The organism is Atopostipes suicloacalis DSM 15692, from assembly GCF_900129085.1.
In the GTDB taxonomy this organism is placed as follows: domain Bacteria; phylum Bacillota; class Bacilli; order Lactobacillales; family Carnobacteriaceae_A; genus Atopostipes; species Atopostipes suicloacalis.
On sequence record NZ_FQUF01000005.1, the window covers coordinates 36,488 to 60,114 of the forward strand.

At 35.0% G+C, this 23,627-nt stretch carries 18 protein-coding genes; 16 read left to right on the plus strand and 2 right to left on the minus strand.

What is annotated here, in order from left to right; translation table 11 throughout:
• Positions 1-29 precede the first annotated feature (29 nt).
• Positions 30-2,330 carry a single-stranded-DNA-specific exonuclease RecJ gene (gene recJ, locus BUB96_RS02020; RefSeq protein WP_073295735.1) on the plus strand — a complete coding sequence of 767 codons (2,301 nt, stop codon included), beginning with the start codon at positions 30-32 and terminating at the stop codon, positions 2,328-2,330.
• Positions 2,331-2,378: 48 nt separating this feature from the next.
• Positions 2,379-2,891 (plus strand): adenine phosphoribosyltransferase, encoded by a 513-nt coding sequence (locus BUB96_RS02025; RefSeq protein ID WP_073295553.1) that lies wholly within the window; start codon positions 2,379-2,381, stop codon positions 2,889-2,891.
• Positions 2,892-2,960: 69 nt separating this feature from the next.
• Here the strand turns inward: BUB96_RS02025 and lexA are convergent, their stop codons facing one another.
• Entirely contained in the window at positions 2,961-3,596 is a 636-nt protein-coding gene (gene lexA, locus BUB96_RS02030; protein ID WP_073295556.1) for a transcriptional repressor LexA, read from the minus strand.
• A gap of 245 nt (positions 3,597-3,841) precedes the next feature.
• On the opposite strand from lexA, the gene BUB96_RS02035 reads away from it, so the two are divergent.
• The 5 genes from BUB96_RS02035 to BUB96_RS02055 all read left to right on the plus strand — a co-directional run bounded on the left by BUB96_RS02035 (position 3,842) and on the right by BUB96_RS02055 (position 10,220).
• Positions 3,842-4,081 (plus strand): DUF896 domain-containing protein, encoded by a 240-nt coding sequence (locus BUB96_RS02035; protein ID WP_073295561.1) that lies wholly within the window; start codon positions 3,842-3,844, stop codon positions 4,079-4,081.
• A 20-nt stretch (positions 4,082-4,101) separates the two neighbouring features.
• A complete protein-coding gene (tkt, locus tag BUB96_RS02040; RefSeq protein WP_073295565.1) occupies positions 4,102-6,099 on the plus strand; it encodes a transketolase in 1,998 nt (665 codons plus the stop codon).
• A 227-nt stretch (positions 6,100-6,326) separates the two neighbouring features.
• Positions 6,327-6,563, plus strand: a complete 237-nt coding sequence (locus BUB96_RS02045) for a YneF family protein (RefSeq protein ID WP_073295567.1) — start codon at positions 6,327-6,329, stop codon at positions 6,561-6,563.
• Between the two features lie 88 nt (positions 6,564-6,651).
• Positions 6,652-8,412 (plus strand): ABC transporter ATP-binding protein, encoded by a 1,761-nt coding sequence (locus tag BUB96_RS02050; protein WP_073295570.1) that lies wholly within the window; start codon positions 6,652-6,654, stop codon positions 8,410-8,412.
• A 2-nt stretch (positions 8,413-8,414) separates the two neighbouring features.
• Positions 8,415-10,220 carry an ABC transporter ATP-binding protein gene (locus BUB96_RS02055; protein WP_073295573.1) on the plus strand — a complete coding sequence of 602 codons (1,806 nt, stop codon included), beginning with the start codon at positions 8,415-8,417 and terminating at the stop codon, positions 10,218-10,220.
• 48 nt (positions 10,221-10,268) lie between these two features.
• Here BUB96_RS02055 and BUB96_RS02060 read toward each other — a convergent pair whose 3' ends face one another.
• Positions 10,269-10,865 (minus strand): lysophospholipid acyltransferase family protein, encoded by a 597-nt coding sequence (locus BUB96_RS02060; RefSeq protein ID WP_073295576.1) that lies wholly within the window; start codon positions 10,863-10,865, stop codon positions 10,269-10,271.
• A gap of 217 nt (positions 10,866-11,082) precedes the next feature.
• On the opposite strand from BUB96_RS02060, the gene rpsB reads away from it, so the two are divergent.
• The 9 genes from rpsB to BUB96_RS02105 all read left to right on the plus strand — a co-directional run bounded on the left by rpsB (position 11,083) and on the right by BUB96_RS02105 (position 23,552).
• On the plus strand, positions 11,083-11,844 hold the full coding sequence (gene rpsB, locus BUB96_RS02065) for a 30S ribosomal protein S2 (protein WP_073295580.1): 762 nt from the start codon (positions 11,083-11,085) through the stop codon (positions 11,842-11,844).
• 65 nt (positions 11,845-11,909) lie between these two features.
• On the plus strand, positions 11,910-12,791 hold the full coding sequence (tsf, locus tag BUB96_RS02070; protein ID WP_073295583.1) for a translation elongation factor Ts: 882 nt from the start codon (positions 11,910-11,912) through the stop codon (positions 12,789-12,791).
• Between the two features lie 161 nt (positions 12,792-12,952).
• The gene (pyrH, locus tag BUB96_RS02075; RefSeq protein WP_073295586.1) at positions 12,953-13,675 is read left to right on the plus strand and encodes a UMP kinase; all 723 of its coding nucleotides are present in this window, start codon (positions 12,953-12,955) and stop codon (positions 13,673-13,675) included.
• 1 nt (position 13,676) lies between these two features.
• Positions 13,677-14,234 carry a ribosome recycling factor gene (frr, locus tag BUB96_RS02080; protein ID WP_073295589.1) on the plus strand — a complete coding sequence of 186 codons (558 nt, stop codon included), beginning with the start codon at positions 13,677-13,679 and terminating at the stop codon, positions 14,232-14,234.
• A 261-nt stretch (positions 14,235-14,495) separates the two neighbouring features.
• The gene (locus tag BUB96_RS02085; protein ID WP_073295592.1) at positions 14,496-15,239 is read left to right on the plus strand and encodes an isoprenyl transferase; all 744 of its coding nucleotides are present in this window, start codon (positions 14,496-14,498) and stop codon (positions 15,237-15,239) included.
• Positions 15,240-15,274: 35 nt separating this feature from the next.
• Complete coding sequence (locus BUB96_RS02090; protein WP_073295595.1) at positions 15,275-16,057, plus strand: phosphatidate cytidylyltransferase; 783 nt, start codon at positions 15,275-15,277, stop codon at positions 16,055-16,057.
• A gap of 41 nt (positions 16,058-16,098) precedes the next feature.
• Positions 16,099-17,370, plus strand: coding sequence for an RIP metalloprotease RseP (rseP, locus tag BUB96_RS02095; RefSeq protein WP_073295598.1), 1,272 nt, complete (start codon positions 16,099-16,101; stop codon positions 17,368-17,370).
• Positions 17,371-17,403: 33 nt separating this feature from the next.
• Positions 17,404-19,125, plus strand: a complete 1,722-nt coding sequence (locus BUB96_RS02100) for a proline--tRNA ligase (protein ID WP_073295602.1) — start codon at positions 17,404-17,406, stop codon at positions 19,123-19,125.
• A 95-nt stretch (positions 19,126-19,220) separates the two neighbouring features.
• Positions 19,221-23,552 carry a PolC-type DNA polymerase III gene (locus BUB96_RS02105; RefSeq protein ID WP_073295606.1) on the plus strand — a complete coding sequence of 1,444 codons (4,332 nt, stop codon included), beginning with the start codon at positions 19,221-19,223 and terminating at the stop codon, positions 23,550-23,552.
• The last annotated feature ends 75 nt before the right edge of the window (positions 23,553-23,627 follow it).

Below are 23,627 nucleotides of genomic sequence, written 5' to 3' on the forward strand. Positions count from 1 at the left end.
TTATTGATAAAGATATTAGAGGTGATAAATTGGTTACCCTATCAGAAAAAAAGTGGACAAATGAGCAACAAGTAGTAGAAGAGAAAGTGAAACAATTATCTAAAGAACTCGATGTGTCGGAACTATTTATCAAAGTGTGTCTACAAAGAGGTTTAACAAATTCAGAAGAAATCAAAAGGTTTATAACGTTAGATGAAAATTGGTTTCATGATCCCTTCTTACTCCATGATATGAATAAAGGAATGGAACGTATTGCCACTGCCCTTGAAAATAATGAAAAAATAACGGTTTATGGCGATTATGATGCAGATGGGATGACAAGTACGGCACTATTAGTAGAAACGCTTGATTCTCTAGGTGCGAATGTAAGTTATTATTTACCCAATCGTTTTGTTGAAGGCTATGGCCCGAATACAGAAGCTTTTGATAAAATAATCAAAGAAGGAACTTCTCTGATTATAACCGTAGATAATGGAGTGGCTGGTCATGAAGCCATTGAATTTGCTAAAAAGCAAGAGGTAGACGTTATTGTAACAGATCACCATGAGTTACCGGAAGAATTACCGGATGCTTATGCGATTATTCATCCAAAACATCCAGAGGGAAACTATCCGTTTACTGATTTAGCGGGGGTCGGCGTTGCATTAAAAGTGGCTACCGCTTTAACTGGAGAATTACCAGTAGAGATGCTTGATCTAGCAGCGATTGGGACAGTTGCTGATTTAGTATCATTAACTGATGAAAATCGTGCGATTGTATCTTTTGGTCTACAAATGTTAGAAAATACTCAAAGAGAAGGCTTATTGCAATTATTTAATGTAATGGGTAAAGATCCAGAAGAAGCTTCTGAAGAAACAATCGGCTTTCAAATTGCTCCTCGCTTAAATGCAGTGGGTCGATTGGGAGATGCAAGTCCATGTGTTGAATTGTTGACCACACATGAAATAGAAGAAGCACGTCAGCTTGCTGAGTATGTAAATGAACAAAATGAAGAGCGGAAAAAAATTGTCGACGAAATAACAGTTGATGTGTTAAATAAATTAAATCAACAAGAAGATGCAGAAGTGGTTGTACTTGCAGATGAACATTGGCATCCAGGAGTTCTAGGAATCGTAGCTAGTCGGGTGGTAGAAAAAACACATAAAGCCACACTACTTTTTACGATTGATTCGGACACGGGGATAGCTAAAGGATCAGGGCGTAGCATTCCTTCTGTTAATTTATATGAAGCGCTTTTAGAAATTGAGGATTTATTTACACAATTCGGTGGTCATCATATGGCTGCGGGGATGAGCGCAGAAGTGGATCAATTACCTTATATTTATAAAGGATTAGCTGAGTATATAAGCCAATTAGAAACAACAGACAGTTATCAAGAAGTTGATGCCTATATTCCTATAAAAGATTTATCGATTGATTCAATAAAAGAATTAGATCAGTTAAGACCTTTTGGAACAGATAATAGTAAACCAATCATTGCCTGTACTGAAGTTAATGTACTAGAAAAAAGAAAAGTAGGAGCAGAAGGTGACCATTTAAAACTATTAGTGGGTCAAGAAAATCACCAATTGGATATTATTTCTTTTCAAAATGGAAAAGTAAGCGATGTGTTATATGAACAACAAGTAATTTCTGTTGCAGGATATGTAGAAGTGAATGAGTGGAATGGCTTTTCTAAACCACAAATGCAAATGCTTGATATTCAACTTCCAGGTCCAGCTATTATTGATCAGAGAACGAGCGAATTAACAAAAGATCATTTTAAACAGCAAGCCGCAGATTATATCTTTTTTAATAAAAATCTATATGATAAAGCACAAACTTTGATTCCTGATTCTTCTCGAGCAATTTTACTTGAAACGGAAGAAGAAGCACTCGCTTATAAAGCGATTCAAGAGATGATTATTGTGGATTGTCCGTTGTCTATCCGTCAATTCAAAGAAACCATTTCAGGAAATATCGATTTTGTTGTTCGATGTTTTTTCTATAAAAAGAATCATTATTACTTAATGGGCTTACCCAGTCGAGAGGATTTTGCGAAAACATATAAATATTTTGCAAAACATAAAAATATTGATTTACAAAATGAAGGGCACCTCTTAGTTCAACAATTAAACATGGAAAGTGCGAAAGTATTTTTGATAGTTAAAGTGTTTTTAGAGGCAAAGTTTGTTATAATCAATAATGGTATATTAAATATAATAAACAGTCCAGAAAAGAAAGATCTTCAAAAAACTAAAACTTTTTTAGAGACAAAACAACAAATAGCAGCAGAAGAGTTATTTCTTTATAGTTCATTTAAAGAAATCATTCTTTCAATTAGTAAATAATTATTTTGTTTATTTATTGTGAAACTATTTATAACGAGGAGAAAACAAATGGATTTAAGTAAATATATTGCTTCAGTACCAGATTATCCTGAAAAGGGAATTACTTTTAGAGATATTTCCCCTTTGATGGCTGATGGCGATGCATACCGTTACGCAACAGAACAAATTGCAAACTATGCGAAGGATAAGAATGTGGATGTAATCATAGGGCCTGAAGCTCGCGGCTTTATTGTAGGTTGTCCAGTAGCTTATGCGCTTGGCGTGGGTTTTGCTCCAGCTCGAAAAAAAGGAAAATTGCCCCGTGAAACGGTCGAAGTAACTTATGGATTAGAATATGGAGAAGACACCCTTCAATTGCATAAAGATGCAATTCAGCCGGGTCAAAGAGTGTTGGTTGTTGATGATTTATTAGCAACAGGGGGAACTTTAGCGGCAACGATCGAGCTTATTGAAAAGCTAGGCGGAGAAGTAGTGGGGACTGCTTTCCTTATTGAATTACTTGAGTTAAAAGGACGAGAAAAAATAAAAGGGTACTATATTTATTCCCTATTGAAATATTAGACAAAAAAACCTTAAGTGGTTGAAAAGATTTTTTTCTTTTCAATCCACTTAAGGTTTTTAATATACGAATTAATAAACATGCGTACGGTAAAGAGAAATGACTCTACCAAGTATTTTAACATCTGGCAAAATAATAGGGTCAAGTTCATCATTTTCAGGCTGTAAACGAATATGTGAGGTTTCTTTATAAAATCTCTTACATGTTGCCTCGTCTTCCTGTGTCATTGCAATGACTACATCTCCATTATTGGCTGTTTCTTGTCTTTTGACAATGACTAAATCGCCATCCAATATTCCAGTATTAATCATACTATCTCCTCGGATAGTTAACATAAATAAATCATCGGCATTATATTGAATATGATCAGGAGTTGGAAAGAAATCTGTAGCTTCTTCTACAGCCAGAATAGGTTCTCCTGCGGTAACGACTCCTAATAAAGGAATCTGTCCTGAGTTTTGATTAATTCCTAACTTGTTGAGCCCATCTTCAGTCAATTCAATTGCACGAGGTTTTGATCGGTCACGAATAATAAAACCCTGATCTTCCAAGCGGGACAGATGACCATGTACAGTAGATGTAGAAGCTAACCCTGTTGCATTACATATTTCACGAACAGTTGGGGGATAACCACGATCTGAAACTTCTTCATGTATAAACATTAAAATTTCGTGCTGCTTCTCTCCTTTTCGACCTCTTTTTGCCATGAAAACACCTCTTTATTTCATTAATATTCTAATTAATAAGTTCATAAATTATTATAGCATATGAAATTAGGAGATTCAAACGTTTGTTCGTAGAAATGTATGTTCGTATTCCTTAAGTTATTCAATTACTATTATTTTTGTGAAAGTGTTTTATTTATTTGAGATTAATGCTTTTTCATGCTAGTTATTTCTCAAAGTATTTGGTAAGATTAGAGACGTAGTAATTTTAAAGGAGCTGAATTAAATTGTCAGAAGAATTAATTAATAAAATTAATGCTCTTGCTCAGAAAAGTAAAGAAGAAGGATTAACTGAAAGTGAAAAAGAAGAACAAAAGAAATTAAGAGAAGAATATTTAGAGTTAATTCGAGGACAAGTTAAAAGTCATTTAGCGGGAATAAAAATAGTAGACGAAGAAGGTAATGACGTTACTCCCAAAAAGGCTAAAGAGTTAAAGAAAAATAAAAATAATAACAATAATGTTTAAATAATGAAAGGATTGAAAGAATGTTTGATAAAACAGATCAATTAGCAGTAGATTCAATTCGTACTTTAAGTATAGATGCCGTTGAAGCGGCTAATTCAGGCCACCCGGGTTTACCTATGGGGGCAGCACCAATGGCTTATGCATTGTGGGCCAAGCACTATAAAACGAATCCGAAAAGCTCACAGTGGTTTAACCGCGACCGCTTTATTTTATCTGCGGGACATGGTTCAGCCATGTTATATAGCTTACTTCATTTATCCGGTTTTGATGTTTCGATAGAGGACTTGAAAGATTTTCGTCAATTAGGAAGTAAAATGCCAGGACATCCAGAGGTTCATTTAACAGATGGAGTTGAAGCGACGACTGGGCCATTAGGTCAAGGTTTCGCAAACGGTGTAGGAATGGCGATGGCAGAAGCTCATCTTGCAGCCACTTACAATAAAGAAGACTTTCCTGTTGTTGATCACTATACATACGTTTTAGCCAGTGATGGTGATTTACAAGAAGGAATTTCCCATGAAGCAGCAAGTCTAGCCGGTCATTTGAAATTAGGAAAATTGATTGTTTTATATGACTCTAACGATGTTCAATTGGATGGACCGACAAACAAAGCATTCAGTGAAGATATCCAAAAACGATTCGAAGCTTATGGATGGGACCACAGCTATGTAGAAGATGGCAATGATTTAGAAGCAATAAATGAAGCTATCGATGCAGCTAAAAATGTGACCGCTAAACCAACTATTATTGAAGTTCGAACGGAAATTGGTTATGGTGCGCCAAATGCTGGAACATCAGCTGTACATGGAGCCCCCCTTGGAACAGAAGGAACAGAAACGGCCAAGAAAAATTATAATTGGACCCATGAAGCCTTTGAAGTACCGGAAGAAGTTTATACTCGCTTCAAGGAAAATATAATTGATAAAGGGACACAAGCAGAAGAAAAATGGGAAAAGCTAGTCGAAGAATATGTGAATAAATACCCTGAACTCGGAGAAGAATTTAAATTAGCTTTATCTGGAGAGCTTCCAGAAAATTGGGAAGATAACTTGCCAAGTTATGAAGAAAATCAAGATGGACCAGCTAGTCGTGAAACTAGTGGGGAAGTTTTAAACGCTATTGCTGAAGTCGTTCCTAACTTTTGGGGAGGATCAGCCGATCTATCTGGATCCAATAAAACGATGATTGATGATGTAGGTGATTTTGCGCCAGATCACTACGAAGGAAAGAACATTTGGTACGGAGTGCGTGAACATGCGATGGCTTCTGCCTTAAATGGGATTTTACTTCATGGCGGAACGAAATCCTTTGTATCGACTTTCTTTGTTTTCTCTGATTATTTACGCCCAGCGGTTCGTTTAGCAGCACTCTCTGAAATTCCAGCCATTTATGTATTAACTCATGACTCTGTAGCTGTGGGTGAAGATGGACCAACGCACGAACCGATCGAACAATTATCTAGTTATCGAGGAATGCCAAATGTAACGATGATGCGACCAGCGGATGCGAACGAAGTTGCGGCAGCATGGAAAGTGGCCTTAGAGTCTAAAAACCGTCCGACCTTATTGGCTCTAACGCGTCAAAATCTACCGGTACTCCCGAATACAGAAAAGCTCGCATTAGAAAATGTTGAAAAAGGAGCTTACGTGTTGTCTCCAGCAGAAGGAGACGCGGAAGGCTTGCTTCTAGCTACAGGATCTGAAGTGCAATTAGCTGTTAGCGCACAAAAAGAATTGCGTGAAAAAGGACATGACGTAGCAGTTGTTTCTATGCCAAGTTTTGAGTTGTTTGAGTTACAATCTGAAGAATATAAAGAATCTGTTTTACCAAAAGATCTTACAAAGCGTGTAGCGATTGAAATGGGTGCACCATTTGGTTGGGATCGTTATGCAGGGACAGATGGAAAGATTATGGCGATTAATCGCTTTGGCGCAAGTGGTAAAGGCGAGGAAGTTATTGAACACTTAGGATTTACCGTAGAGAATGTTGTTGATGAATATTTATCTTTAAATCGTTAATCCATCATCTTTAAATAATACGATGAAAAGAATGATGAACAGCTGACTTTTTGTCAGCTGTTTTACATTCTGTTATTCTTAGCCATTTAAATTGTTGAGGTTAGATAAATATGAGATAAATTTAATCTGTCTTCGTTTTATGGTTTTACTTTCGATTCATTTTAGGTAAAATAGTAGTTGTGTATAAATTGAAAGATTTAAATAATAGAAGATTGGAGTGAAGAAATATGAAATTAGGTTTAGCAATATTTCTAATTATATTGGCATTAGTTGGTGGTTTAGCAGCTGGATTTTTCCTTGCACGTCGTTACATGATAAAGTATTTTGAAGAAAATCCACCGATTGATGAAACAATGATACGTACAATGATGCTTTCAATGGGGCAAAAACCATCTGAACGAAAAATCAACCAAATGGTTAGTCAGATGAAAGGGCAAGCTAAGAACAAAAATAAAAATAAGTAATCTAAGAACGAACAGTCATTTAACTTTTAAAAGCTGTTCGTTTCTTTGAATTTAAAAAACAAATAGCCAAATAAGAGTAGGTGTATGGATGGGAATATATAAGAAACTAAGTTGGTTTTTTAAGGATAAATGGAAATCTTATTTCATTGCAATTATCGCTTTATTGTTTGTAGCCATCTTGCAGTTGATTCCTCCACGTATTATTGGCGTGGTCATAGATGAAATTGCAACGGATGTGATTACAACAAACTCGTTAATGAGGTGGTTAGTCATCTTAGTTTTAACGGCAGTTGCTCAATATGCTTTACGTTATGTATGGCGTGTAAATATATGGGGAAATGCTCAAAGATTAGAAAAAATTATGAGAAACCGCTTATATAAACATTTTACAGAAATGGATAGCGAATTTTACCAGAAATATCGTACGGGAGATTTAATGGCACATGCTACCAATGATTTAAGAGCTTTACGTATGGTGGCCGGTGGTGGGATAGTCACAATGGCAGATTCTTTAAGTATTACTGTGATTACTATAACTGCTATGTTTGTAGTTGTTGATTGGCGTCTAACATTGTTGGCGATTATACCTTTGCCTTTCTTAGCGGTAGCTTCTAGGTATCTAGGAAGAATGTTACACACTCGTTTTCGAGGTGCACAAGATGCTTTCTCACAAATGAATAACAAAGTACAAGAAAGTTTACAAGGAATTAAACGAATTAAAACATTTGGCCAAGAAAAAGAAGACATCGAAGAATTTCATGAACAAACAGATAATATAGTCGCCAAAAATAGAGAAGTTTATAAAATAGATTCGTTATTTGATCCTGTTTTAGATTTAATTATCGGGAGCTCTTATGTGATTGCTATCATTGTTGGTGGACATTTAATTTTAGATATGGAAATCTCAGTGGGAGAATTTGTTACTTTTATCAGTTACATAGGAATGTTGGTTTGGCCAATGTTTGCAATTGGACGTCTTTTTAATATTATCGAAAGAGGTTCAGCAAGTTATGAACGGATTGAATTATTATTAAGTGAAAAGTCAGCGATTGTCGAAAGAAAAGGTGCTGCTAATGAACCGCCTGCAGGTGATATTGAGTTTAAGGTGGATTCATTTAAGTATCCAAACAGTGAAGAAGTTGCCTTAAAAGATGTTTCTTTTAATATAAAGAAAGGAAATACTTTAGGGATTGTCGGAAAAACCGGGGCAGGAAAAACAAGTATCTTAAAACTTTTATTGCGTGATTATGATCATTATGACGGCGAAATAAAATTTGGTGATAACGATATTCGAAACTATACATTGGATGCTTTATTGCAAAGCATTGGTTATGTACCACAGGATACCTTTCTATTTTCCACGTCTATTCGAGACAATATTCGCTTCAGTGATCCTACTCTTTCACAAGAAAAAGTTGAAATTGCTGCAAAAATATCAGACATTCACGATGATATTGTGTCAATGCCAAATGGCTATGATACACAAACAGGTGAACGAGGGGTGTCTCTTTCAGGGGGACAAAAACAACGTGTGTCTATAGCTCGTGCGTTAATCAAAAACCCTGAACTCATGATATTGGATGATTCTTTGTCTGCTGTCGATGCAAAAACGGAAGAAGAGATTCTTCGAGGATTAAAAGAATTAAGAGAAGATCAAACGACAATTATTGTTGCTCATCGTATTAGTTCTTTAATGCATGCGGATGAAATCATCGTACTGGATGAAGGAAAGATTACTGAACGTGGGACACATGAAGAGCTAATCGAACAAAATGGTTGGTACAATGAAATGTACAATAAACAACAATTAGAACAAAAGATACCTGAACTTGGGGAGGAAGGTGAGTAGACATGGAAAATAACGTTGAAGATGAGTCACAATATCGTTCAATACCAATAAAAGAACAAATGGTTACTTTAAAGCGAATATTAAAGTTTATTAAACCATATATTAAACAATTCGCAGCCGCTATTTTTCTTGTCATCTTTCTAGCAGTAGTTAATGCGGTTCAACCGCGTATCATTCAAACATTTATTGATGATTATTTAGCTACAGGAACAGCTACTCGTTCAACTGCTGTTATGTTTGGTGCTATTTATTTTGGATTGACTCTTGTAAAGGCTATTGTTACCTTTTTTGAGCTTTATTTATTTAATACAGCTTCAGAAAAAACGATTCAAAATGTAAGAAATCAACTATTTGCTAAAGTTCATCGTTTAGGTATGAAATTTTTTGATAATACTTCTACAGGCTGGATTGTTACCCGAGTAACCAATGACACTGAGGCGTTAAAAGATTTTTGGAATGTTTTATTAAATATTGTCCAAAGTTTATTAAGTATTTTAACTACGTTTGGGGCAATGCTTTTGTTAGATTGGAAAGTTTCCCTATGGATATTAGCTTTTGTACCTATATTGATTGTTGTTACTCGCTTTTATCAAGTGTATAGTTCTAAAACTTACTCTGAAATGAAAAGTAAAAACAGTATGTTAAATACACAATTAGCTGAATCGATTAATGGAATGCCTATTATTCAACAATTTAGACAAGAGAAACGGATGATTAATGAGTTTGAGGAAGTGAATGATTCTTATTTTCAATCAAACTTCTCAATGACTAGAATAAATGCTATTTTATTAAGTCCAATTATTAATTTGCTTTATACAATAGCTATTGTCGCTATTCTTGGCTTATTTGGTTATGATGCCTTACAAGGATCGGTTGAGATTGGTGTAATTTATGCCTTTACCTCCTATGTTAACTTATTCTTTCAGCCATTAACTCGTTTGATGGATAATCTAAGTCTCTTTCAAGATGGGGTAATCTCAAGTAGTAGAATATTAAATGTAATGGATGATGAAACCTATAATCCACAACAAGAAGACACACAAGATTTAAAAATCAGTGATGCAAAAATCGAATTTAAAGACGTCACTTTTTCATATGATGATGAACATGATGTTTTAAAAAATATTTCATTTATAGTAAATCCCGGTGAAACAGTTGCCTTAGTCGGTCACACTGGAAGTGGTAAATCTTCGATCATTAATATTCTATCGCGCTTTTATGAATTTCAAGAGGGTGAAATTTTAATTGATGATCAATCTATTAAAAAATATCCAATGGAAGAGCTTCGAAATGAAATTGGCTTAGTTCTGCAAGATTCCTTTATGTTTTATGGAACGATTAAAGACAATATTCGTTTACTCGATGACTCCATTACGGATGAAGAAATTATCCGAGCAGCTCAATTTGTTCAAGCGGACCGTTTTATTGAAAAATTACCAGGAAAATATGACCATAAAGTAGTAGAGCGTGGAGCGGGCTTTTCAAGTGGAGAGAAACAATTATTATCATTTGCTAGCACTATCGTAAAAGATCCAAAAATTTTAATTTTAGATGAAGCAACCGCGAATATTGATACTGAAACAGAAGTATTGATTCAAGAAGGTTTAAATCGAATGCGTGAAGGCCGCACAACTTTGGCTATTGCACATCGATTATCCACCATTCGTGATGCAGATCAAATTCTCGTCTTAGAAGACGGAGAAATTGTAGAGCGTGGAACGCACGAAGAATTAATTAAGCTTGGTGGACGTTACAGTGAAATGTATGAGCTACAAAACTTAGGATATACTCGTTCGTCTCATAAATAATTTCGATAAATAAAAAAATCCTTGCCTTTTTAAGGCGAGGATTTTTTGTTAGTGATTTGAAGACTCGTCAAGTTCACTGAAAGAATCTTGAATGATGTTGGAATAATATTCATTGATATCATCCACTCCTTCAATCTTTCGTTTAACTTCAAAAGGTTCTCCGAATTTTACGGTCGCTTGTTTGCGCATTAATAAATCTTTCATAGTAAGTGGACCAGAGTAAACAGCTGGAACGATTTTACTTTTTCCTAAACGCGCAATCGTAACTGCTCCACCTTTTAATTCCGTGGAATGGCGGCTACCAGAAGGAAAAATCATTACATTTAATTCATCATTTTTTAAATAATTTACTGGTGTTTTAATTGCACTAACTCCTGGTTTGTCGCGATCGACAGGAAAAGCATTCAGATGACGAATAATCCAACTTAAAATAGGAATTTTGAATAGTTCTTGTTTTGCCATAAAGGAAAATCTAAATGGATAAGACATTACAGCAATATAAACAGGATCTAAATAAGTACGATGGGGAGCAACTAGAACGAATTTCCCATCTGTAGGGAGATTTTCTTTACCCACAACTTTAGTTCGCCCGTTTAATATAAATAATAACCCTTTAATTAAATTAAATATAAATGTATAAAACAAAACATCACCTCAAGTCAATGATAAAGATAGTATGCTTTAATTTTAATTAGAGTGCAAGTTTTATTTGATATTTATCAACGTTTTCTGTATAATACTTGACGGTGCTAAAGCATCAAATTTCACTCGACTGGATTGTTCAACTGTTGCTCCTATTGCCAGGAGTTGTTTGAATATTTGAAGGTTGGGGACGAAAAAAACAAAAATGGAGGAATTTATAATGGCAGTAGTAACTATGAAACAATTGTTAGAAACTGGTGTTCATTTTGGTCACCAAACACGTCGTTGGGATCCAAAAATGAAACCTTATATCTTTACAGAAAGAAATGGCATCTACATCATTGACTTACAACAAACAGTCCGTGCAATCGAAGAAGCTTATAAACTTGTTCGTGAAATTGGTGAAAATGGTGGAGACATTCTATTTGTAGGAACTAAAAAACAAGCAGAAGAATCAATTAAAGAAGAAGCTGAACGTGCAGGAGTTCATTACATTAACCATCGTTGGTTAGGTGGAACCATGACGAACTGGGACACAATCAGTAAACGAATTGACTATTTAAAAGAATTAGAAGCTATGGAAGAAGATGGAACATTTGATGTTCTTCCTAAAAACGAAGTTAGCTTATTAATTAAAGAAAGAGATAAATTACAACGTACACTTGGAGGAATTAAAGACTTGTCTGGAACTCCAGATGCTTTATTCGTTGTAGATCCTCGTAAAGAATATATTGCAGTTAATGAAGCAAATAAATTAGGCATCCCTGTAATTGCTATGGTAGATACCAATACAGATCCAGATAACATTGATTATGTTATCCCAGCAAACGATGATGCTATTCGCGCAATTAAATTAATTACTTCAGTAATGGCAGATGCATACATTGAAGGAAATCAAGGTGAATCTCAAACAGCAGCTGACGAAGAAAAATCAGCTTCTATTGAAGAAATGGTTGAAGCTGTAGAAGGCGACAACGAATAATATTTAATTCGCAATAAAAAAGACCACAAATATAATTAATTTATTTTAAATCAGGGGGAATTATCTTGGCAAAAATTAAAGCAGCTCAAGTTAAAGAACTTCGTGACCGTACAGGTGTTGGAATGATGGATGCAAAAAAAGCATTAGTTTCAGCAGACGGTGACATGGATCAAGCAATCGATATTTTACGTGAAAAAGGTGTAGCTACAGCAGCTAAAAAAGCAGATCGTATTTCAGCAGAAGGATTATCTTATATCCATGTTGAAGGAAACACTGCAGCTGTTGTTGAAGTCAATAGTGAAACAGACTATGTAGCGAAAAACGAACAATTTCAAACACTTGTAAAAGATATTGCTAAAGCCATTGCAATAAATAAACCTGCTTCTGTTGATGAAGCAAAAGATCTTAAAATGGACGATGGTGAAACAATTAGCGACAACATTACAAGTGCAATTACTACAATTGGTGAAAACATCACTCTTCGTCGTTTCGAATTAATTGAAAAAGAAGATAATGAAGTATTCGGCGCTTATGAGCATATGGGCGGAAGCATTTCTGTTTTAACTTTAATTGAAGGTGGAAGCGAAGAAGTAGCACGTAATGTAGCTATGCATATCGCTGCCTTAAACCCTCAATATTTAAAACGTGAGGATGTTCCACAAGAAACGCGTGATCATGAGTTAAATATTTTATCTGAACAAGCTAAAAACGAAGGAAAACCAGAACACATTGTTGAAAAAATGGTTGAAGGTCGTTTAAACAAATGGTTAGCTGAAATTTCATTAGTTGACCAACCATATGTTAAAGATGGAGACAAAACTGTTCAAGAATATCTAAATGATCATAACGCTTCAATTAAATCATTCACTCGTCTAGAAGTTGGCGAAGGAATTGAAAAACGTGAAGAAGATTTTGCTGAAGAAGTTAGAAATCAAATGAACCTTTAATTTTAAGATTTAGACAGGAGCGTCTAGCGTTCCTGTCTTTTTTTAGGTTATTATAGGGTTAAATATATTTTTAACGAAATAGAGTGAGAAATACCTGACAAATAAGTGACTCATTCTTTGAAATATGCTAATATTAATATGTAAACCTAGGAGGACTAAAGATGGCAAAGCCTGAATATAAAAGGGTTATTTTAAAATTAAGTGGAGAAGCAATTGCCGGCGAAAAAGGGTATGGGATTGATCCAGCAACTATAAAGGATATCGCTGAAGAAATTAAAGAAGTACATGCATTAGGTGTAGAACTTGCAATTATTGTTGGTGGGGGAAACATTTGGCGCGGACAAACTGGTGAGACCATGGGAATGGAGCGCGCACAAGCGGACTATATTGGAATGCTAGCCACTGTAATGAATGGTTTAGCCTTACAAGATGGACTAGAAAATGTAGGGGTACCTACTCGTGTTCAGACAGCAATTAGTATGGCTGAAGTAGCAGAGCCTTATATAAGAAGAAGAGCTATCCGTCATTTAGAAAAAGGTCGTGTGGTCATTTTTACTGGTGGAACAGGAAGCCCATATTTTTCAACAGACACTACTGCAGCGTTACGTGCCGCGGAAATTAATGCTGACGTTATTATGATGGCAAAAAATAATGTAGATGGTGTTTATTCAGCGGATCCAAATGTGGATAAAACGGCTACAAAATATGAAGAATTAACTTATCTTGATGTGATTAATAAATCACTTAACGTAATGGATACCACTGCATCTTCTTTAAGTATGGATAATGAAATCCCACTCGTTGTTTTCAAACTGAATGAAAAAGGAAACATTAAAAAAGTTGTCCTTGGCGAAAAAATAGGAACAAATATTAGGGGGAAGTAAAATGAGTCAACAAGTACTTAATAACACACAAAAAGATATGGATAATGCTTTACAAGCTTTTACTCGTGAATTGGGAAGTATTCGTGCAGGCCGTGCGAATGCGAGTTTACTCGATGGCATTATGGTCTCATATTATGGAGCCAATACACCGTTAAACCAATTAGCTCAAATTTCAGTACCTGAAGCACGAATGATTGTAATTACACCTTACGATAAAAATATTTTAACGGATATTGAAAAAGCAATTAATAAATCAGAAATTGGGATTACCCCATCAAATGACGGTTCAATTATACGTTTAATTGTTCCGCAATTAACAGAAGAACGCCGTCGTGAGATTGCTAAACAAGTTGGAGAAGAAGCTGAAAATGCGAAAGTTTCTATCCGAAACATTCGCCGCGCTGCAATTGATGATTTGAGAAAATTAGAAAAAGATGGCGATCTTTCACAAGATGAATTGCATAGATTTGAAGCTGAAGTGCAAAAATTAACGGATGATGCTGTAAAAGAAGCCGATCAAATAGCAGCAGAAAAAGAAAAAGAAATCATTGAAGATTAATCGTTAAAGAATTAAAAGATTAATGGTTATCTATATTGTGTATTAAATCTATAGTTAAAAGATATAGACACTCTATACATATGACCAGTTGATTAAAGGTTAAATCTTATTTTTTATAGATTAAAACAAATCCGCTAGAACACTATTTGTTTTGGCGGATTTATATTATTTTAGGAAATAAAAGGATAATGTTTAATAGATGTGGTAGTTTGTACATATTTTCAATATAATAGAGTGTAGAAAAAAATAAGGAGGACAATCATGACTAATAATAACTCTACCCACGATATCCAAAATGGTTTAGTTCCCGATCATGTAGCTATAATTATGGATGGGAATGGACGTTGGGCGAAAGAAAGAGGGTTAGATCGGTCTGAAGGACACAAAGAAGGTGTTGAAGCCATACGACGAGTTGCTTTAAGTGCTAATCAACTTGGTGTTAAAGTCTTAACTTTGTATGCTTTTTCTACCGAAAACTGGAAGCGTCCCATTAAAGAAATCCAATATTTAATGGCTTTACCTGGAAAGTTTTTCAAAAGGTTTGTTCCAGAACTCAATGAAAATAATGTAAAAGTGATGGTTACGGGCTTTGAAAAACAAGTCCCAGATATTACCAAACGAGCGATTTTTAAAGCGGTGGAGGAAACGAAAAATAATACAGGAATGATTTTAAATTTTGCATTCAATTATGGAAGCAGAGCCGAAATTGTCCAAGCTGTTCAAGAAATTGCTCAAGAAGTAAAGAATAAAAAACTAAAACCTGAGGCTATCAATGAAGAAATGATCGCTTCACATCTATTAACGGCACAACTAGGTGAATTTCAAGAAGTAGATTTTTTAATTCGCTCGAGCGGAGAAAAACGTTTAAGTAATTTTTTGCTCTGGCAGAATGCTTATAGTGAATTTTATTTTACTTCTGAATATTGGCCTGATTACAACGAAAAATTATTTGAACAAGCAATTTTAGAATATCAAAATAGAAACCGTAGATTTGGTGGAGTTTAATTTACGGAAAGATAAAATCCTAGGAGGGGATTATTGTGCGTCAACGCATAATCACTTCTATTGTCTTGTTAGTGGTACTTGTCCCGACGATTATTATAGGTGGTTGGCCTTTTAATATTGTCATGGGTCTTATTGCATTATTAGCAAGTATAGAATTAATTCATATGGCAAAGATTAGCCGAAAATTATTGCCATCTATTGTTACATATCTTGGTACGTTGTCGATTGTATTTTTTGACTATATAGCCGTCTATTTACCAGATAATTGGAGTAACAGTTTTACGCCTGTTTTTTCATTAATGTTTTTATTAATTTGTACGGTGCTTATTCATGACTATGATTTTACTAAAGCAGGTATCTCAGCGTTGACTATGTTTTATGTTGGTTTAGGTGGGTACGCTGCTGTGACAATCCGTGAATCTAATTTAGCCTTATTTTTATTTATCTTATTGGTCGTCATGAGTACGGATATTGGTGCTTATTTTATAGGCTCTCAGATTGGTAAAAATAAATTAGCGCCTAAGCTATCACCAAATAAAACAATAGAAGGATTTATAGGTGGTATTATCTCGGCTATAATTGTAGCCTCTATTTACTTAATCTTTTTTGACTTTATCTATTCCAAAGGTATAATGCTTTTGGTAGCTGGAATTTTATCTGTGACCGGACAATTTGGTGATCTATTAGAATCTGGCTTTAAGAGACATTTCTCAGTAAAAGATTCAGGAAATATATTACCCGGCCATGGTGGAATATTGGATCGTTTTGATAGTGCGTTATTTACATTAAGTATGGCATTTATATTGGGTGTTGTTTAATAAAGATGAATTTGTAATGGAGTAGAAAGGAGTTGTGTTCTATGCAAACAATATTAGCATTTATACTGGTTTTTGGAATAATTGTTATTGTACACGAGTTTGGTCATTTTTATTTCGCAAAAAAATCAGGCATTTTAGTTCGAGAATTCGCTATTGGTATGGGACCAAAGTTATTTCAAACGCATAGAAATGAAACAACTTACACAATCCGTATGTTACCATTAGGTGGATATGTGTTAATGGCCGGTTATGAAGAAGAAGAGGATATCCGATTAGGGATGCCTGCTTTATTAGTACTTGATGAAAATGAAAAAGTATCTGAGATTGATTTAAGTAAGCAATCCATGTACACAAAGGGTGTTCCTATTGATGTGTTGGAATATGACTTTAATGAGAAACTCTATATTAAAGGCAATATGTCAGATAATACAGAAGAAACGGTTACCTATTCAGTCAATGAAGATGCGATACTGATTAAAGAAGATGGCACAAAACTACAAATCGCACCGGCTAACCGTCAATTTCCTAATGCTCCCTTATTTAATCGCATACTAACAAATTTCGGGGGACCTCTAAATAATTTTATCCTGGCTATTGTTGCTTTTATGCTAATGGCTTTCATGCAAGGAGGAATTCCTTCATCTGAACCTATAATTGGTCGAATAGAAGAAAATACACCAGCAGCTGAATCACAACTAGAAACAGGCGATCGTGTTTTAGCTATTGAAGATGAAGAGGTGTCTTCATTTGTAGAGATGGTGGAGATTGTAGGACAACATCCAAATGAAACTTTGACTTTTGAGATGGAAACCCCTGAAAAAAATCAATACACTGAAGTGATTAAACCAGAAGCAAGAACAGTTAACCAAACAGAAGTGGGTCGAATTGGAGTAGAAGTCTCTATGAAAACTTCTTTTATGGATAAAATCACTTTTGGTTTTACAGAAACATGGTCGACCATCAAAATGATTTCTCAAAGTATTGGCATGTTATTTACGGGGCAATTTACTGTAGATGATTTAGGCGGACCGGTTGCAATTTTTGAATTAACGGGAGAAGTAACCAAAACATCTGGTCTTATTGGGATTATTAACTTCATTGGTTTTTTAAGTATTAACCTAGGATTAATGAATTTATTACCTATTCCAGCACTAGATGGTGGAAAGTTACTTTTAAATATTGTTGAAGGAATTCGCGGAAAGAAAATAAGTGAAGAAAAAGAAGCGATGATTAATTTAATCGGTATGGTATTATTATTAATTCTTATGTTAGTAGTAACATGGAATGACATCCAAAGATTTTTTTTCAACTAACGATAAAATGAATATAAAGGAGTTTGATACTGAATGAAACAATCCCAAATTTTTATCCCAACATTACGAGAAACCCCAAGTGATGCTGAAGTAGCTAGTCATCAATTAATGTTACGTGCGGGATTTATTCGTCAAATATCAGCAGGCATATATACGTATATGCCATTAGCATGGCGCGTAATTAAAAAAATAGAAAATATTATCCGTGAAGAATTAGACGCTGTTGGAGGTACAGAAATGCTACTTCCTACTTTGATTCCAGCGGATTTATGGCGAGAATCTGGTCGGTTTGAGACGTATGGCCCAGAAATGATGGAATTGAAAGATAGACACAATCGAGACTTTTTATTAGGGCCAACCCACGAAGAAACATTTACGAAATTAGTTCGTGATGATATTAAATCGTATAAAAAATTACCCCTTCATTTATATCAAATTCAAACAAAATATCGAGATGAAAAACGACCTAGATTTGGTTTGTTACGAAGTAGAGAATTTCTTATGAAGGATTCTTATACTTTTCATGATTCTTATGATAGCTTAGATGATATGTATAATGATATTTGGCAAGCTTATGATAATATCTTTACTCGAATTGGACTAAACTATCGCTCAATAATTGCCGATGCAGGAGCAATGGGGGGCAAGGAATCGATAGAGTTTATTGCGATGTCAGATGTAGGAGAAGATACCATTGCTTATTCAACAGAAAGTGAATATGCAGCCAATATCGAAATGGCGAGCAGTAAATTTAAAGAACGTACGAATACAGAAGTTCAACTTCAAAAAGAATTAATCGACACGCCCGATACAAAAACAATTGATGAATTAGCGGAGTTATTATCCATTAGTAAAGCTAAAATATTGAAGAGTGTTCTTTTAGTTGCGGATGGTACGAAGCCAATAATGGCTATTATAAGAGGAGACCATGACGTTAACGAAATTAAAGTACGTATGGCAGTGGGTGCTGAAACCATTGAACATGCTACGGAAGAACAAATCAAAGAGTTATTTGCTGGACTCCCAGCTGGTTATGTTGGGCCACTTGATCTAGGAGAAGAAGTAACGATTGTGGCTGATTTATATGTAAAAAATATGGTAAATGCTGTTGCGGGAGCCAACCAAGAAAACAAGCATTATATTAATATAACCCCAAGTCGTGATTTTGAGCCGGATACGTACACAGATATCCGAATGGTTCAAGAAGGAGATTTGTCACCGGATGGACAAGGTACTCTTCAATTCACTACAGGAATTGAAATAGGGCACATTTTTAAATTAGGAACTCGCTTTAGTGAAACGATGGGAGCGAACGTCCTAGATAAGAATGGGAAACCGACCCCAGTAATTATGGGAAGTTACGGAATAGGAATTAGCCGCCTACTTTCCGCAATTTCCGAACAATATTTAGATGAACGAGGACTCGTTTGGCCAGATGCTGTAGCACCTTTTGATGTGCATATCGTTCCAATTAATTATGGAAATGAAGATCAAAGAATATTGACTGACGAGTTAAATGAATTATTTACGGATGAAGGGTTTGAAGTTTTAATCGATGACCGGAAAGAAAGACCGGGCGTTAAATTTACGGATGCTGAATTAATTGGAATTCCTATTCGAATTACAGTAGGTAAAAAAGCCGAAGATGGAATTGTTGAAGTTTCTTTCCGACGTACGAATGAAATGGTTGAAACGCGAAAAGAAGAGATTATCGATACAATTTCCATTCTTAAAACAACCCAAGAAAATATTTAATGCGTTTATTTATATAGATTAAAAAAAGGAGACAGCAAGCTAAATGCCTGCCTCCTTTTCTTTCATGTAATATCTTTTAAGAAGGAAGGATACTAATGGCTAAAGACACAAAAGCTTTATTTCAAACATTATTAGAACAAATAAAATTATCCCCCAATGAAGATGAGAAAGTCTATTTGGAAGATGGTGAAATAAAGTCTGTTAAAGTGCATAAAAATGAAAAGAAATGGGAATTTCATTTTACATTTGCTGATATTTTACCTTTTAAATTATTTAAAGAGTTTGAAGAGGCTTTATCGATTGCTTTTTCAAAAATAGCAAAAATAGAGCTAGAAATTGAAGTAACTAATCCTACAATAAACCAACAGTTAATTAGTGACTATTGGCTTTATGTCTGTCGACAAAGTAGAGTAGATTCACCAATTTGTAATGAATTATTTAAAACAGGAACTCCTATTTTAAACGGCAATAAAGTCACTTTTTATATTGAACATGAAGTGACATTACCAAAGTTCAATGAGGAGTTTTTCCCACCTATTGTTGAGGAGTATAAGAAACTAGGTTTCCCAAAGGATTTGCGTATTCTACCTGAGGTTGATGTTACTGCTGCAGAAAAAGTAACAAAAGCGGTGATGGAAAAAAACGAATCCGAAAATGCAATGCTCACAAAAAAATTAACTGAAAAACATCAACAAAATGCCCAAAATGGGAATGGAAGAGGAAATGGAAGTATTAGTGGACCGATTAAAATGGGTCGTAGTATTTCGAATAATTCCCCTATTATGCAAATGGAAGATATTTTGGATGAGGAGCGTAGCGTAGTCGTAGAAGGCTATGTTTTTGATGTAGAGATTAGGAAACTACGATCAGAACGCGAATTGATGATTTTAAAACTTACGGATTATTCTTCTTCTCTAACCGTTAAAAAATTCTCTAATAATGAAACAGATGAAGCAATGTTTGCAAATATTAAACCGGGTATGTGGTTAAAAGCCCAAGGATCTATTCAAGAAGACACCTATACGAATGAATTAGGAATGATGGCACAAAGTTTACAGGAAACTTTTCATGAATCTCGCAAAGATCAAGCGCCAGAGGGAGAAAAGAGAATTGAACTTCATGCTCATTCGAATATGAGTATGATGGATTCAACGGTAGATGTTAAAGATTTAGTAAAAACAGCGGCTGACTGGGGTCATGAAGCTGTGGCAATCACTGACCATGCGGGGGTTTATTCTTTCCCAGATGCGTATCAAGCCAGCAAAGAAAATGATATACAAGTGATTTATGGTTTAGAAGCTGACCTTGTTAATGATGGTGTTCCGATTGCTATGAATATTTCAGACATTGAGCTAAATGAAGCTACTTACGTTGTTTTTGACGTGGAAACAACCGGTTTATCTGCCATCTATGACTCTATAATTGAGCTAGCAGCGGTTAAAATGTACAAAGGAAATGTGATTGAAGAATTTCAAGAATTTATTGATCCTGGAAAAGAACTTTCTAGTTTTACAACACAATTAACCGGAATCACAAATGAAATGGTTAAAGGATCTAAGCCAGAAAAACAAGTGTTGTCTGAATTCCAAGAATTTACGAAAGATACGATCCTGGTAGCACATAATGCTCAATTTGACGTAGGGTTTATTAATAAAGGTTACGAAAAAAATGATTTGGCTATATCAACTCAATCAGTAATTGATACACTAGAACTATCACGTTTTTTATATCCACAATTTAAAAGCTTTGGTCTAAGTGCATTAGCTAAACGTTTTGATGTTGTTTTAGAACAACACCATAGAGCTATTTATGATGCGGAAACAACGGGTAGATTATTAGATATTTTCTTAAAAGAATTAACTAGCGAATATGAAATTACAAATCTAAAACATATTAATGATTATATTGGGCAGGGCGAAAGCTATAAACGTTCACGCCCCACTCATGCTACATTATTGGTTTCTTCAAATGAAGGATTGAAAAATTTATATCATCTCGTATCAATTGGTTTAACCGAGTATTTCTATCGAACTCCTCGCATTCCTCATCGAGTCTTAAAAGACTATCGAAAAGGGATATTAGTAGGTAGTGGTTGTGCAGATGGAGATGTTTTTACAGCAATGATGCAGACAGGCTATGATGAAGCTAAAGACCTAGCAAAGAAATATGATTTTTTAGAAATTATGCCAAAAGAATCTTATCTACATTTAAAAGAGCGTGAGCTTATAAAAAGTGAAGAAGATTTAGAAGAAATTTTGTCAAATATTGTGAAGTTGGGTGAAGAGTTAGATATTCCTGTAGTGGCAACAGGGAATGTGCATTATTTAAATCCCGAAGATTCTATATATCGAGAAATTATCTTAAAGTCACTAAATCAAAGCAATACACAAGATACCTTACATCCAAAAGTTCACTTTAGAACAACAGATGAAATGATAGAGGCTTTCGCATTTCTAGGAGAAGAAAAAGCTCAGGAAGTTGTAGTGACCAATACTCATAAGATCAAAGAAATGATTGATCCAGAGATTGCTCCGATTAAGGACAAGTTATATACTCCGAAACTGGAAGGTGCGGAAGAAGAAATTCGCAATATTACCTATAACAAAGCGAAAGAATTATATGGTGAGCCTTTACCAGAGATCGTTGAAGCCCGTATTGAGCGTGAATTAGATAGTATTATTGGAAATGGTTTTGCAGTTATTTACTTAATTTCTCAAAAATTAGTAGAAAAAAGTAATCAAAATGGTTATTTAGTTGGATCACGTGGTTCTGTAGGTTCTAGTTTAGTAGCTACATTAACTGGTATTACAGAGGTAAATCCTTTATCTCCGCATTACCGCTGTAAAAAATGTCAATTCAATGAATTTTTTGATGATGGTTCAGTCGGATCTGGTTTTGACTTACCACCAAAAAATTGTCCGGAATGTGGAGAACCTCTTATTGCGGATGGACATGATATTCCTTTTGAGACTTTCCTAGGGTTTAAAGGAGATAAAGTTCCTGATATTGATTTGAACTTCTCAGGTGAGTATCAATCCAAAGCACACGATCATACAAAAGAGTTATTTGGAGAAGAGTATGTCTACCGTGCAGGAACAATTGGAACTATCGCTGAACGAACAGCTTTTGGACATGTCAAAGGTTTTGAAAATGATATGCAATTAAATTATCGTCGAGCGGAAGTAGATCGTCTTGTTAAAGGGATTACGGGAGTTCGTCGAACCACAGGTCAACACCCAGGCGGTATTATTGTTATTCCGGATTATATGGATGTTTATGATTTTACTCCTATTCAATATCCGGCAAACGATCAAGAATCAGAATGGTATACCACTCATTTTGATTTCCATTCAATTGAGGACAATGTTTTAAAACTGGATATTTTAGGACATGATGATCCGACAATGATTCGAATGCTTCAAGATTTATCTGGAATTGATCCAACCGACGTTCCTTTAAATGATCCAGATGTTATGGCCTTATTTAAAGGAACAGAAGTATTAGGAGTTACATCGGAACAAATTTATTCAAAGACAGGTACACTAGGTGTTCCAGAGTTTGGTACCCCATTTGTTCGTGAAATGCTTGAACAAACAGAGCCAGAGACTTTCTCTGAATTACTACAGATTTCTGGGTTATCACATGGGACAGATGTGTGGCTTGGAAATGCACAGGAATTGATTAGAAATTATGACATTCCTTTATCTGAAGTAATTGGTACTCGTGATGACATTATGGTTTATCTCCAATATAAAGGAGTAGATGACAGTCTAGCCTTTAACATTATGGAGCATGTTCGTAAGGGACGCGGGATACCAGATGAATGGCAGGCTGAGATGCGCGCGAATGATGTTCCAGAATGGTACATTGAATCGTGTCTTAAGATTAAATATATGTTCCCGAAAGCTCATGCGGCAGCTTATATTATTATGGCTTTACGTATTGCTTACTTTAAAGTCCATCATCCACTCTATTATTATGCAACATTCTTTTCAGTTCGAGCAAAAGACTTTGATTTAACCGCTATGACAGGTGGTAAATCTGTTCTTAAAGCTCGGATAGAAGAAATTTATAATAAGGGATTGGAAGCAACGACAAAAGAAAATACGTTAGTTGTTACTCTTGAAGTGGCTAATGAGATGTTAGAGCGGGGCTATGAGATTAAAATGGTTGACCTAAATAAATCAGATGCCCGAAATTTTATTATTGAAGGAGATGCTTTAATTGCTCCTTTCCAAGCTGTTCCATCATTAGGTGCGAATGTGGCTAAACAAATTGTAGCTGCAAGAGAAGAAAGTGATTTTCTATCTAAAGAAGATCTTGCAAAACGAGGAAAAGTTAGTCGGACAGTTATGGAGTATTTTGAGATAAATAATGTTGTTAATCATCTGCCAGATGAAAACCAACTTTCGTTATTTGATTTTTAACACAAACACAAAAGTTTAAGCAAAATATAGGATTGAATGAACCTTGATTAATTAAGGCGGGGAGTTTGCATTATA

Coding starts and splice junctions, on each gene's coding strand:
- frr (WP_073295589.1), top strand. CDS start 13,677: ATGAGTCAACAAGTACTTAATAACACACAAAAAGATATGGATAATGCT.
- BUB96_RS02045 (WP_073295567.1), top strand. CDS start 6,327: ATGAAATTAGGTTTAGCAATATTTCTAATTATATTGGCATTAGTTGGT.
- BUB96_RS02105 (WP_073295606.1), top strand. CDS start 19,221: ATGGCTAAAGACACAAAAGCTTTATTTCAAACATTATTAGAACAAATA.
- tkt (WP_073295565.1), top strand. CDS start 4,102: ATGTTTGATAAAACAGATCAATTAGCAGTAGATTCAATTCGTACTTTA.
- BUB96_RS02050 (WP_073295570.1), top strand. CDS start 6,652: ATGGGAATATATAAGAAACTAAGTTGGTTTTTTAAGGATAAATGGAAA.
- rpsB (WP_073295580.1), top strand. CDS start 11,083: ATGGCAGTAGTAACTATGAAACAATTGTTAGAAACTGGTGTTCATTTT.
- BUB96_RS02085 (WP_073295592.1), top strand. CDS start 14,496: ATGACTAATAATAACTCTACCCACGATATCCAAAATGGTTTAGTTCCC.
- BUB96_RS02055 (WP_073295573.1), top strand. CDS start 8,415: ATGGAAAATAACGTTGAAGATGAGTCACAATATCGTTCAATACCAATA.
- pyrH (WP_073295586.1), top strand. CDS start 12,953: ATGGCAAAGCCTGAATATAAAAGGGTTATTTTAAAATTAAGTGGAGAA.
- rseP (WP_073295598.1), top strand. CDS start 16,099: ATGCAAACAATATTAGCATTTATACTGGTTTTTGGAATAATTGTTATT.
- BUB96_RS02100 (WP_073295602.1), top strand. CDS start 17,404: ATGAAACAATCCCAAATTTTTATCCCAACATTACGAGAAACCCCAAGT.
- lexA (WP_073295556.1), bottom strand. CDS start 3,596: ATGGCAAAAAGAGGTCGAAAAGGAGAGAAGCAGCACGAAATTTTAATG.
- BUB96_RS02025 (WP_073295553.1), top strand. CDS start 2,379: ATGGATTTAAGTAAATATATTGCTTCAGTACCAGATTATCCTGAAAAG.